General features: G+C 47.7%; 12 protein-coding genes. All 12 read left to right on the top strand.

Annotation, left to right across the window (positions count from 1 at the left end; genetic code table 11):
* The first annotated feature begins 2 nt into the window (after positions 1–2).
* The 12 genes from EGM68_RS16000 (at position 3) to pknB (ending at position 13,384) form a co-directional block, all read left to right on the top strand.
* A complete protein-coding gene (locus tag EGM68_RS16000) occupies positions 3–890 on the top strand; it encodes a YicC/YloC family endoribonuclease (protein ID WP_129549565.1) in 888 nt (295 codons plus the stop codon).
* A gap of 56 nt (positions 891–946) precedes the next feature.
* Complete coding sequence (remA, locus tag EGM68_RS15995) at positions 947–1,207, top strand: extracellular matrix/biofilm regulator RemA (protein WP_005548256.1); 261 nt, start codon at positions 947–949, stop codon at positions 1,205–1,207.
* Positions 1,208–1,221: 14 nt separating this feature from the next.
* Complete coding sequence (gene gmk, locus EGM68_RS15990) at positions 1,222–1,794, top strand: guanylate kinase (RefSeq protein WP_013371851.1); 573 nt, start codon at positions 1,222–1,224, stop codon at positions 1,792–1,794.
* 121 nt (positions 1,795–1,915) lie between these two features.
* Complete coding sequence (rpoZ, locus tag EGM68_RS15985; RefSeq protein WP_013371850.1) at positions 1,916–2,119, top strand: DNA-directed RNA polymerase subunit omega; 204 nt, start codon at positions 1,916–1,918, stop codon at positions 2,117–2,119.
* Positions 2,120–2,209: 90 nt separating this feature from the next.
* Complete coding sequence (gene coaBC / locus EGM68_RS15980) at positions 2,210–3,514, top strand: bifunctional phosphopantothenoylcysteine decarboxylase/phosphopantothenate--cysteine ligase CoaBC (RefSeq protein WP_090738807.1); 1,305 nt, start codon at positions 2,210–2,212, stop codon at positions 3,512–3,514.
* Positions 3,514–6,090: a primosomal protein N' gene (gene priA, locus EGM68_RS15975; RefSeq protein ID WP_129549564.1), complete on the top strand. Its 2,577-nt coding sequence runs from the start codon at positions 3,514–3,516 to the stop codon at positions 6,088–6,090. Before coaBC ends, priA begins: the two co-directional genes overlap by 1 nt.
* A 132-nt stretch (positions 6,091–6,222) precedes the next feature.
* On the top strand, positions 6,223–6,720 hold the full coding sequence (def, locus tag EGM68_RS15970; RefSeq protein WP_058710374.1) for a peptide deformylase: 498 nt from the start codon (positions 6,223–6,225) through the stop codon (positions 6,718–6,720).
* Between the two features lie 6 nt (positions 6,721–6,726).
* The gene (gene fmt, locus EGM68_RS15965) at positions 6,727–7,686 is read left to right on the top strand and encodes a methionyl-tRNA formyltransferase (RefSeq protein ID WP_129549563.1); all 960 of its coding nucleotides are present in this window, start codon (positions 6,727–6,729) and stop codon (positions 7,684–7,686) included.
* The gene (gene rsmB, locus EGM68_RS15960; protein ID WP_129549562.1) at positions 7,683–9,098 is read left to right on the top strand and encodes a 16S rRNA (cytosine(967)-C(5))-methyltransferase RsmB; all 1,416 of its coding nucleotides are present in this window, start codon (positions 7,683–7,685) and stop codon (positions 9,096–9,098) included. The genes fmt and rsmB overlap by 4 nt, the downstream gene beginning before the upstream one ends.
* A 186-nt stretch (positions 9,099–9,284) precedes the next feature.
* On the top strand, positions 9,285–10,325 hold the full coding sequence (gene rlmN / locus EGM68_RS15955; RefSeq protein ID WP_025675760.1) for a dual-specificity RNA methyltransferase RlmN: 1,041 nt from the start codon (positions 9,285–9,287) through the stop codon (positions 10,323–10,325).
* A gap of 6 nt (positions 10,326–10,331) precedes the next feature.
* Positions 10,332–11,108 (top strand): Stp1/IreP family PP2C-type Ser/Thr phosphatase, encoded by a 777-nt coding sequence (locus tag EGM68_RS15950; RefSeq protein WP_016822348.1) that lies wholly within the window; start codon positions 10,332–10,334, stop codon positions 11,106–11,108.
* Entirely contained in the window at positions 11,105–13,384 is a 2,280-nt protein-coding gene (pknB, locus tag EGM68_RS15945; protein WP_064962886.1) for a Stk1 family PASTA domain-containing Ser/Thr kinase, read from the top strand. Before EGM68_RS15950 ends, pknB begins: the two co-directional genes overlap by 4 nt.
* Positions 13,385–13,443: the final 59 nt, after the last annotated feature.

The following is a 13,443-nucleotide window of genomic DNA, read 5'->3' as shown; positions in this document are numbered from 1 at the left end:
CGATGTCATTGAGTATGACCGGATACGGTCAAGCCATCCTTCATCATGAGGGGTATAAAGTGCGCTTGGAATTGAAATCGGTCAATCACCGCTATTGCGAAGTGATGATGAGAATTCCACGTGAATGGACTCGTTATGAAGATGGCTTGAGAAGAACGGTTCAACAGCAGATTAAACGCGGTCGTATCGATGTTTTCATCCACAGGGAACGTGATGAAGAACAGATACCCGCCGCACGGTTGAATGACACTGTCGTGCAGGCTTACCTGCGTGCAGCGGAGCAGCTGGCGGATCGTTATGGCGTGAAAGGAACGTTAGGTATAAGTGATATCCTTGCTTTGCCTGATGTTCTGGGTGAGCCTGGAGAGGCTTGCAATGGAGACGAAGAGGACTGGGCAGAGCATTTACAGCGAGCTTTGAACGAAGCTTTGCAAGGATTGCTGGAGATGAGAAGGCGAGAAGGCGGGCATTTGGCACAAGATGTGGAATCCCGTATCTTACGTCTGGAATCCTTTCATCATGAAATGACGGTGTTGGCTCCTCATGTTGTGAGCGACTACCGTAACAGGCTGAAGCACAGGCTTAAAGAGCTTCAGGACGGTTCATTTACGCTTGATGAACATAAGTTCGGAATGGAGATTGCGTTATTCGCGGATCGCAGCAATATTGATGAGGAGCTTACCCGGCTTCAAAGTCATTTTGGACAGTGCAAAAGGTTGCTGCTGTCGGACGAGCCGGCCGGTCGCAAATTAGATTTTTTAATCCAGGAAATGAACAGGGAAGTCAACACGATCGGCTCTAAGGCTAATCATCTCACATTAGTTAATTTGGTCGTTGAGATGAAAGCAGAGCTCGAAAAAATTCGTGAGCAGGCTGCAAATATTGAGTAGCTACCTGGTAGCGGCACGGCTGCAATAGTCACATGTATAGGGGGAAAGACCTGAATATGGCAATCAAATTGATCAATATTGGCTTTGGCAATATCGTGTCGGCCAACCGAATAATCTCCATCGTCAGTCCGGAGTCTGCTCCGATCAAGCGGATTATACAGGAAGCCAGGGACCGTCATATGTTAATTGATGCTACCTATGGCCGCCGGACACGGGCTGTTATTATTACAGACAGTGATCATGTAATCCTGTCTGCGGTGCAGCCGGAGACGGTCGCTCATCGCCTATCCACTAAAGATGATGACAATGACGAATAAAAATGGAGTGTACTATGGCTAAGGGATTATTATTTGTAATATCCGGACCTTCGGGGGTCGGTAAAGGGACGGTAGGCAATGCATTGCGCGAAAAGCTACCTGAGATAACGTATTCCGTTTCTGCTACAACTCGAACACCTCGTTCGGGCGAGCAGGATGGAGTGACCTATTTTTTTAAAACGCGTGAAGAATTTTTAGGCATGATTGAACGAGATGAATTGCTGGAGTACGCAGAGTATGTAGGTAACTACTATGGCACTCCACGTGATTTTGTAGACCAGACGCTTGCGCAGGGTAAAGATATCTTTCTGGAAATTGAAGTTCAGGGCGCGCTAAAGGTTAAAGAAAAATTCCCGGAAGGCATATTCATTTTCTTGCTTCCGCCTTCACTGGATGAATTGAAGGATAGAATTCGGGGACGTGGCACAGAAACTCAAGCAACCATTGATCACCGTATGTCGGTAGCTGTGGACGAGATGAACCTGTTACGTCACTATGATTATGCGGTTGTCAATGATGAGATTGATTTCGCTTGTAAACGAATAGAATCCATTATTATCGCCGAACATTGTAAGGTTCGACCTTAATCGAGGGCTTTACATATGCCAAGCGTACCAAAAGAGAAATAATACTGTATAAGCTGAGCTTGAAGGTGTACACTGGAGTTCAGCTTATACAGCTTAAAACTACATGAAGAGGTGTCTATTCGTGCTGTATCCTTCCATTGATGAAATGATGAAAAAGGTAGATAGTAAATATTCGCTGGTTGTAGCGGCATCACGCCGTGCTAGACAGTTGCGTGAGGGCGAGAAGACGAGCTTGAAGAGTCCTAAATCTCACAAACAGGTTGGAGTAGCTCTGGAAGAGATCTATGCAGATCATCTTTTGCTTGAAAGCGGCGAAGAAGAATAAGAATTATAGACAATCATTATAACCAGGCGCAATGCCAATTCCTTTGACAACCGCAAGGTTGTTATTTTTTTCGGTCAGGGGGAGTTAACGATGTTGAAGGGGAAAGTTATTATTCTTGGTATAACCGGTGGAATTGCTGCTTATAAAGGGGCTGCGCTCTGCAGTAAGTTGACGCAAAAGGGAGCCGATGTTCATGTGATTATGACGGCTTCTGCCAAGGAGTTTATTACCGAACTTACACTGCAGTCACTCTCTCGCAATCCGGTGTACAGTGATACATTTGATGAAAGAGAGCCGTCCATCGTATCTCATATTCATCTGGCAGATGCGGCTGATTTGGTGCTAGTTGCTCCTGCAACAGCGAATATCATCGGAAAAATGGCGCATGGTCTTGCTGATGATATGTTATCGACAACGTTACTGGCTACGACAGCACCTATTATGGTGGCCCCTGCGATGAACGTACATATGTACACTCATCCGGCAGTCATGCAAAATATGGAGACACTGGTATCACGTGGTGTGAAGATGATTGAACCTGGGGAAGGATTACTGGCTTGCGGTTACGTTGGCAAAGGACGTTTGGAAGAGCCAGAAACTATTGTGCAAACGATTGAGCGCTTTTTTGATCAGCAGGCTCTGGAACCTGAAGCCGCAATCAAATCTGAATCACGGTGGTTTGGAGAAGAATCTACAGAGAATCAAGTAACTGAGCCACTTGTAAATAAGAATGAACTAGCGCTTTCAGGAAAAAAAGTCATTGTCACGGCTGGAGGCACGATTGAGCGAATTGATCCTGTCCGTTATATTACGAATGATTCATCTGGTAAAATGGGCTTTGCTATTGCGAAAGTGGCTCAGGAGATGGGGGCGGAGGTACATTTGATTGCTGCCAATACCAGCGCGGAGCCGCCTTCAGGTATTTCGCTTGAAAGAGTCCAGTCAGCTGAAGATATGTACCAGGCTGTGCTAAAACAATGGGAAACGAGTGACATGGTCGTTATGGCTGCTGCTGTGGCAGATTATCGACCACGTGAGGTGGCACAGACTAAGATCAAGAAAAAAGATAGTGTATTTACATTAGAGTTAGTGAAGAACGTCGATATTTTGGAATCACTCGGACGCAGCAAGAAACATCAATTTTTAATTGGCTTTGCAGCAGAAACGGGGAATTTGGAGACGTATGCAATAGATAAATTAGAACGTAAAAATTGTGATTTGCTTGCGGCAAACGATGTAACTGTGGATGGTGCAGGTTTTGGTGTTGATACAAATGCTGTTCAAATATATGACCGAAGCGGGATGGTAGAGCAGATCCCTGTACAGTCAAAGGAAGAAGTTGCGCGTAAATTGCTTACTCTAGCCGCGGGACGCATGGGTGGGGTGTTGCATTAATGGAAACAGGCAATTTAGTTGCCAAGGTTATTGTCGATGTACCTGCCAAAGATACAGATCGTACCTTCGATTACCTGATACCGGATTCAATGAAACCTTGGATTGAGCCAGGTAGTCGGGTAGCTGTGCCTTTTGGCAAACGGACGGTGCAGGCTTTTGTTATCTCGGTAGTTCCAGCTGAGGAGCCGCCAAAATACAGGATGAGGGCGATTCAGGAGTTGCTAGATCTGGTACCGCCCTTATCTCCAGATTTGGTTGAATTGGGCAAATGGATGAGCGAACGTTATGCTTGTAATCAGATTATGGCACTGCAAGTGATGATTCCTACCGCGCTTAAGGGCAAGGCGGAACGTTATATCTCAATTGCCGAACAGCATGAGTCTACGAATCCACAGCGGTCTATGCTGTCTAATCAGGAGGATGAGATCGAATGGGCCCTTCTGACTGACGACGGTATGAGTGACCCGGCGGAGCGTCAGATTGTCAGCTTCATTCAGAATAAGGAGCAAGTCCCGTTGCAGCAACTCAGTAGACGCTTCCCCGAGGAGGCGGAGGTTATTAAATCGCTGTTGCGCCGCGGAGTGCTTCAGGAAAGTCAGGTTATAAAAGACAAGCTTGGCAAAAAGACGATGAAAGCTGTTGATTTGGCTATCAGCATAGATGAGGCATCCATGGCACTGGAGCAATTTTCTGCCAAGGCACAGCGTCAGCGGGAGGTACTTGCTTTTTTGCTGGAACGTAGCGAGTTTCTGCCTCTGCCGCTGAAGGAAGTAATGACCTCGCTAGGTGTATCGGCTGCGACGGTTAAGGCACTGGAAGATAAGGGCTATGTGTTACAGGAAGACGTTGAAGTCTTTCGCGATCCCTATCGGGGCAGACACTTCAAGCCTACAGATCCTCTTCCGCTTACGGCAGAGCAGCAGTCGGTGTATGAACGGATTGTTCGTCAGCTGGACATGCGTGAGCAAGGAGCTTATTTGCTGCATGGAGTTACAGGGAGCGGTAAGACGGAAATCTATCTGCAGACTATTCAGCGCTGTATCGAGCAGAATCGCCAGGCCATTGTGCTCGTACCTGAAATATCATTAACCCCACAAATGGTCGAACGTTTCAAAGGTCGTTTTGGCGACCTGGTCGCAGTGATGCACAGTAGGTTGTCGGGGGGAGAAAGGTACGATGAGTGGCGCAAAATACGCGAAGGCCGTGTGAAAGTCGCAATCGGCGCTCGCTCGGCGGTATTTGCCCCTTTTCGTGAGCTAGGGCTCATTATTATGGATGAGGAGCACGAAACATCCTATAAGCAGGAAGAGACGCCCAAATACCATGCGCGTGATGTAGCCATTCGCAGAGCACACCAGCACGGGGCTGTCGTTATTCTCGGTTCAGCTACACCATCATTGGAAAGCTATTATGCTGCCCGCTCCCAAAGCAACGACGAATTCGCGCCGTTGCTGCTTGAAATGCCGACCCGCGCATTAGGGAACACGTTACCCGAAGTCCATATCATGGACATGCGTGAGGAGCTACGGGCCGGCAACCGCTCCATGTTCAGCCGTGCGTTGCATAATGGAATCGCAGAGCGATTAGAGCGTAAGGAGCAGACGGTATTGCTGTTGAACCGGCGTGGTCACTCCACGTTCGTCATGTGCCGGAGCTGCGGCTATGTGGCAGGATGTCCGGATTGTGATATTTCGCTTACCTATCATCAGCGGTCGAACAATTTACGTTGTCATTATTGCGGCTATTCCGAGCCTGTACCTCAGACTTGCCCGGAGTGCGGTAGTGAGCATATTCGTTACTTCGGTACAGGTACGCAGCGAGTGGAAGAAGAGTTGGCTAAGCTATTCCCCGGCATACGTGTTGTCCGAATGGATGTCGATACCACAACTGAAAAAAACGCTCATGAAAAGCTGCTCAAGCAATTTCGTGATAAAAAAGCAGACGTACTGCTGGGTACTCAAATGGTAGCCAAAGGGCTGGACTTTCCCGATGTAACGCTGGTAGGTGTCATTACTGCGGATTCCGCTCTTAATTTACCGGATTTTCGGGCTGCGGAAAAGACATTTCAGCTGTTAACACAAGTAGCCGGGCGTGCTGGAAGGCATCAATTGCCGGGGGAAGTATTCGTACAATCCTACACTCCAGAGCATTATTCGGTGATTCACGCAAGTCGTCATGATTATGCATCTTTTGTGAGAGAAGAGTTGAAACATCGTCGCAATCTGCACTACCCGCCATATTGCCGACTAATCTTGGTGACCTTTTCTCATGAACAGCTCCCGGTGCTGGTCCGACTGGCTGAAAATTATTCAGCGACACTACAAGGACGAGCCAGACAACGGGGCTGGTTCGGGAATATGGACCGGCTTACATCGGATGTGCTGGACATCTTGGGGCCAGTAGCTTCACCCATTTCGAGAATCAAGAATAGATACCGATTTCAATGTATGATAAAATGGCGTGGAAATATCGACGCGATTGGTTTGGCTCAGCAAGTGGCTGATGAAATGGCCGAATCTGCACAGGCACAAAAGTTGCTGATTAGTTTGGATGTTGATCCGCAAATGCTTATGTAGAGTGTTAACACTAAAGTTATTAGTACAATTAATGCGGACAAGCCGTCCGTACATAGGATAATGTAGCAGTCGCTTTTGTGATGAATACAGTAAAGCCTAAATGAAGGAAAAAGAGGAAGGTGTTCTGTTGTCATGTCAATTAGAATTATAGTGTTGGAGCCGGATGACGTATTGCATAAAGTAGCAAAGGAAGTTACAAAAATTACGCCTAATGTGCAAAAGCTGCTGGACGATATGGCTGATACGATGTATGAAGCAGAAGGAGTAGGTCTTGCTGCTCCACAAGTAGGTATTTTGAAGCGACTCATCGTTGTAGATGCTGGAGACGAGCATGGCTTGATTAAAATGATCAATCCAGAAATTGTGGCCGAAGAAGGAGAACAATTGGGACCTGAAGGCTGCCTGAGTATTCCAGGGTTGAACGGAGATGTACGTCGTGCCGAGAAGGTTACAGTCAAGGGACTGGATCGCGAGGGCAAGGCTATTACCGTTACAGCGACAGGATTGCTTTCTCGTGCTTTTCAGCACGAAATTGATCATCTAAATGGAGTATTGTTCACGGATATTGCAGAAAAAGTATATGAGGTTGCTCTGGAACAGCCAGGACCGAACCGTCAGGCAGGGGAGTGAGGTTCGATGAGTCAAGACATTCGTATTATCTTTATGGGTACACCTGAATTTGCAGTCCCATCGCTGAATATGTTGCTGGACAACGGATATAACGTGGTCGGCGTAATTACTCAGCCAGATAAACCACAGGGACGGAAAAAAATATTGACGCCTACACCAGTCAAGGAAGCGGCTGAAAAGCGCGGATTACCTGTGCTGCAACCGACCCGCCTGCGGCAGCCGGAAGCAGTGGCTCAGGTGGCAGAGTTGCGTCCCGACCTGATCGTCACCGCAGCTTACGGTCAAATTTTGCCTAAGTCCGTATTAGACTTGCCTCGTTTCGGCTGTCTGAATGTGCATGGTTCGTTACTTCCCCGATATCGGGGAGGTGCACCGATCCAGCGTGCGATTATTAACGGTGAAACAGTGACGGGTGTAACGCTAATGTATATGGCGGAAGGGCTGGACACCGGTGATATGATATCGCGGGTTGAGGTGGCTATAGAGCCGGAGGATACGTCTGGCACAATTTTTGAGAAGCTAAGCGTAGCCGGAGCGAGACTTTTGCAGGACGAGCTGCCCAAGTTGCTGGCAGGGCAATCAGACCGTACGCCGCAAAATGAGGACGAGGCGACCTATGCCCCTAACCTGAACCGTGATGATGAGCGCATTACATGGAGTGATAATGCGCAGCAAATATACAACCGGATTCGCGGTCTGGTTCCTTTTTCTGGCGCGTTTACACTTTGGGAGAACAATGTTTTTAAAATATGGGCTGCGGAGCAGCCTTCCATAAATAATGAAGTGAGTGGCTCAAATGCTCCAGCACCCGGCACGGTTCTTCAATTAACCGCTCGTGGCATTGAGGTGCAGACAGGTGAAGGCACCCTCTGGCTGACCCAGGTTCAACCGGCAGGCAAGAAGGTTATGGAAGCCGGAACCTTTGCGCGCGGTGGACAGATGAAGTCCGGCACGGTGCTCGGATGAGCGGGGGACACTCCCGTCAGGGAGACCAACGCAAGGGAGTGGGGACCAGATCAGGCAAGACTCGCAAACAGACGGCGCGGGAAGTTGCACTTGATGTGCTGACCGGTGTGGAGCAAGAGGGCGCGTATAGCAATCTTGAGCTCAATCGCCGGCTTCAGCAGGCAGGTTTATCTGCAAGTGACGTTGGTTTGACGACGGAACTTGTATACGGTACAGTGGCACGCCGAAATACACTGGATTATTTTTTGAATAAATTTGTTCAAAAAGGAACGGCCAAGCTTCAGCCTTGGGTACGTTCATTGCTGCGGATGAGCGTGTATCAGCTGGTGTATCTGGATCGAGTTCCGGATCATGCAGTTGTTAGTGAAGCAGTGACCATTGCCAAACGGCGCGGGCATCAGGGGATTTCCGGTATGGTCAATGGCGTACTTCGCAGCATGCTGCGTGAGCCGGACAAGCTGCGCATTCCTGACGATTTGTCAGCAGAGGAACGGATTTCTCTAGAACATTCCCATCCACAGTGGCTAGTTAAGCGCTGGATCAAGCAATACGGTGCCGATACAGCTGAGGCTATCTGCAAGGCTAATAACGAGCCCCCTGCGGTCAGTGTACGAGTGAATACGACGATGACCAGTCGTGATCAGCTGCTGGACGAGATGGTTGCAAAAGGGATTGATGCCGTTCCTTCGCCCGTTAGCCCCTATGGGATTGTTGTTCGTAGCGGCGGAAATATGGCGCTTACCTCGTGGTATACGGACGGATTGTTGTCTGTACAGGATGAAAGCTCCATGCTTGTTGCCGAAGCGGTCGCTCCTGAGCCTGGCATGACAGTGCTGGATTGCTGCGCAGCTCCAGGCGGCAAAACAGCTCATATGGCTGAGCTGATGAAGGATCGCGGCCGGATCGTTGCGAATGATCTGCATGCCCATAAGCATCAATTAATCCGTGAGCAAGCGAGTCGGCTTGGTCTGGATGCTGTTGAGACGGTTACCGGTGATGCGTTGGACTTAAAGGAACGATATGCTCCGGCTTCTTTTGACCGTATTTTGCTGGATGCACCATGCTCCGGTTTTGGGGTAATTCGCCGTAAACCTGATCTGCGTTGGAGCAAAACTGCGGAGGATGTTCGCGATATTACTCAACTGCAGCACGAGTTGCTGGATAGTGTGGCCGGACTGTTGAAGCTGGGTGGTATTCTGGTATACAGCACTTGCACGATTGAGCCTGATGAAAATGAAGGACAATTGGCTCGGTTTTTAAGCGAACATCCAGAGTATGAGTTGGCAAAGGATCATTCTTTTCCAGACGTGAATCACGAAATGGATGGTATACAGAAAGGCTCAGTACAGCTGTTACCGCAGCATTTTCACAGTGACGGATTTTATATCGCGCGTCTGCGCCGGGTAAAGTAGATCGGAAGAGAATTCCAGGTAGCTGCCCACCAGTATTTCCACAATCCGCCGGACACTTCCGGCGGTTTTTTGCATGAAGATGAAAAATTTTTACCCCCTCAGGGATTTGTGCTAAAATAGGAAGAATGAAAAACACTGTCTACGATTAAACAGAACTTAATGAAGAAGGAACGGGTGCAAATATTGATGAAACCTTTTATATACGATTTAACACTGGAAGAGCTTCAGGACTGGGCCAAAAATAATGGTGAGCCTGCCTTTCGGGGAGGACAAATTTTTGACTGGCTGTATGTAAAGCGGGTCAATAATTTCAGCGAGATGACGAATTTGTCCAAGGCGCTGAGAGAAAAGCTGGAGGAGCAATTCAGTTTTGTGACGCTTCACGAAATTACAAAGTTGGAATCGAAAGATGGTACTGTTAAATTTTTGTTTGGTTTACATGATGACCATGCTATTGAGACGGTTATCATGAGACACAATTACGGAAACAGTATTTGTGTAACGACTCAAGTGGGTTGCCGGATTGGCTGTACTTTTTGTGCCTCGACGCTTGGGGGTCTCAAAAGAAACCTGACGGCTGGCGAAATTACTGCACAGGTGGTGCAGGCTCAGAAAATTCTGGATAAAACGAATGAACGAGTGAGCAGTATCGTGATTATGGGCTCGGGTGAGCCTTTTGAGAACTATGAAGCGACAATGACGTTTTTACGTACAATGATCCATGAAAAGGGCTTAAATATTGGTCAACGTCATATTACGGTCTCAACCAGCGGCATTGTGCCCAATATTTATAAATTTGCTGACGAGGATACACAAATTAATCTGGCAATATCCATTCATGCGCCTAATGATGCGCTGCGTTCGAAGCTAATGCCTGTAAATCGGCGTTATCCTTTTAAGGATGTTATGGATTCTCTTCGTTATTATCTTGCTAAGACGGGGCGGAGAATTTCGTTCGAATATGCCTTGATTGGTGGGGTAAACGACCAGGCAGAACATGCTGAAGAGCTTGCGGATGTGTTGAAGGACATGCTGTGTCACGTCAATTTGATTCCAGTCAACCATGTGCCTGAGCGCAAGTATGTGCGCACATCGCGCAGTGATATTTTTAATTTTCAACGTATTCTTGCCGAAAAAGGCGTCAATGTGACGATCCGGCGTGAACAGGGTCACGATATTGCCGCTGCTTGCGGTCAGTTGCGTGCAAAGCATATGGAGTTGGGGTGAAACCATTTGATCAAAACAGTTCATGTCAGCCATGTCGGACGTGTGCGTTCGGTAAATGAGGATTCTGCCTGGATCAGGCACTTGGAGCAAGGCTATATTCTTGGAATTGTTGCCGATGGTATGGGGGGGCATCTGGCCGGTGATACGGCCAGCCGCCTTGCGGTAGAGACACTTGCCGCTGATTTGGCGACGCTGGAGAGCGGGTTATCCGCACATTCTTTGACGGCGGCGCTCAGCGACGCTATTTTGCATGCCAATGAAGTCATCTTCCAAACGGCTGCGCGCGATGACCAGTATCATAATATGGGAACGACGGTTGTTGCCGTTTTGCTCAACGATGCATCTGGAATTATCGGACATATCGGTGACAGTCGCGCCTATGTCATATCCAAAGGCACGGTACGTCAGCTTACAGAAGACCATACTTTGGTTAATGAGTTGTTCAAAAACGGTCAGATCAGTAAGGAAGAGCGGGAGAACCATCCCCGTCGCAATGTGCTGACACGGGCATTGGGAACTGATTCCGAGGTGAAGGTGGACATTGACACCATTACGCTGGAAAAAGGCGATGTGCTATTACTATGCAGTGACGGATTAAGCAATTTGGTAACAGAAGAACAGATCAGTAAGGTAGTAGGTGCCGCAGAAAATCCTTTGGAGGAACGTGCGGATCGTCTGCTACACCTGGCGTTGCTTGCCGGTGGAGACGATAACATTACTGTAGCTTTGTTTGAATTGCCCGACAACACGGTTTCATTGAGTGAAAAGGGGTGTGAAGCATGATCGGGCACCTGCTTGGGGGAAGATACGAAATTATTGAGCGCATCGGTGGCGGCGGTATGGCGCTGGTTTATAAGGCTCAAGACATTTTGCTGAATCGCAATGTCGCGGTTAAAGTGTTGCGTCAGCAATTTGTTCATGATGAGGAATTTATTCGCCGGTTTCGGCGCGAGGCACAGTCAGCAGCCTCACTTTCTCATTCGAACGTGGTCAGTATTTATGATGTCGGCCAAGAGGATGAAATCCATTATATTGTAATGGAATGCGTTGAAGGCAAAAATTTGAATGAGATTATTAAAGAACGTGCGCCATTACAAGTGGATGAAGCAGTGCGGATTGCTTCCCAGATTTGTGATGCGCTGGAACATGCCCACCAAAATCAGATTATTCACCGAGACATTAAGCCTCATAATATCTTAATTGGACGTAATGGACGGGTTAAGGTAACCGATTTTGGGATTGCTCGAGCTGTTACGTCAACGACAATTACCCAGACAGGTTCTGTTGTGGGTTCTGTTCATTATTTTTCACCTGAGCATGCAAAGGGTGTCATTACCGGTGAAAAATCGGACTTATATTCTTTAGGTATTGTCTTATATCAAATGCTAACGGCACAGCTTCCTTTTCTGGGAGAAAGCCCAATTAGTGTGGCACTCAAGCATTTGCAAGAGGAATTTGAGGAACCGCGTAAAATTAACCCGTTGATTCCACAAAGTGTAGAAAATGTCATTTTAAAATCGATGCGCAAAAATCCGGAGGAACGTTATCAATCGGCAGACGAAATGCTAAGAGATTTGGAAACCTGTCTGCTACCGGGGCGGCGCAATGAATCTAAGCTGGAGTTTACACATTTGGATGATGAGGACCAAACACGGGTTATCCCAGCTATTAAGCCTCAACAACTAGGTGTGTCTTCCAGTGGTGACGATGTGCCTGTCCAACCTCGTGAGTCTGAACAGCTTCCGAGCAAGCAATCGTCCAAGAAAAATAGAAAAAAAACGATCTTCTGGGTAACACTAGTGTTGGTGCTACTTTTGTGCATGGGCGGCGTGGTGTACTATGTGCAAAGTGTGCTTGTCGTGGCTGATGTGAAAGTACCAAGTGTACTGACACAAACAGAAGACCAAGCGAAGGTCACTCTAAGTAAAGCAGGACTAGTCATTGACGATCCAATCCAGCATGAATATAAAGAGGGGATTGCACCAGGAGTTGTTTTTTATCAAAGCTACCCTGAAGGCTCTTTAGTCAAGGAAGGAACGGAGATTAGTCTGAAAGTCGGAATTGCCAAGCCGCTCACCCCGATGCCAGATGTCAAAGGGCAAAGTTACGAGAATGCTGTCAAGCTACTGACCGCCCAGCAAATTAAGGAAACGCAGATTCAGCAAAATGAGCAGTTCAGTGATCAGGCTGAAGGAACCGTCCTTAGTCAGACACCCGCTGCAAATGAGCCATTTGATAAGGATTCGGTTCAGGTAGTGCTCACAGTCAGCAAAGGCGCTGCCACTGTTAAAATGCCGAATCTAGTAGGAATGACGCAGAACCAGGCGGAAAATGAGGTCAAAAAGGCGGGGCTGAAGGTAGGCTCAATTAAAGAGGAATTTAGCTATGAGCAGGATAAAGGAAAAGTAACCAAACAATGGCCGTCTGAGGCGGGCAGTGATTTGCCTCCAAATACGGAAATTACGTTTTATGTAAGTACGGGTTATCCGCCAGAAGCAATTACATTACCGTTTAATGTACCTGTGGCGCCGAAGGAAGAGGGCAAGAACAGTAAAATTCGTATCACTTATACAGATGCACGTGGAGAAAATCAGGAGTGGGGCAGCCGTACGATTAATACGACACAGACGTTTACGATCAACCTGCTGATGGCCCCTAACAAAGACAGTGTCGTCTCCGTATTTAGAGATGGTGCTTTTGTTGACACGTATCCTGTTTCTTATATTGATGCAAAAAATGGAACGGTGACGATGCCTCAAATTGCTCCACCTGCAGGAACATCACCGACTGATTCATCTGGTGGTACTTCCTCGCAGAATGGAAATGGAAACGGTGAGGAAGGAAACAGCGGGGAATCTTCTAATGATAACGGTAATGGTGGAGGCGACTCTAACAACCAGGAGGGAACAGAAGGTGATGGTGACCCTTCTGCTTTTGCCCCAGGAACCGATTCCGCAGGAGTTACGCGCAGTGAGTTAGCGGTTAGCAAAAAGAACAACCCTGGTCACGGTTCCTACAAAAAGAAGGACAAAGTGATCGAGGCTGTGCAGCATCAGTAAACTTACTAGAGAAAGAAGCTTAACCTGTTCCACACAATGAAACTTGAACATTATGAAGG

This window comes from Paenibacillus sp. M-152 (assembly GCF_003856555.1).
GTDB lineage: Bacteria > Bacillota > Bacilli > Paenibacillales > Paenibacillaceae > Paenibacillus > Paenibacillus polymyxa_C.
The sequence above is the reverse complement of the archived record's forward strand: the minus strand, read 5'-3'. Positions and strand labels throughout refer to the sequence as shown.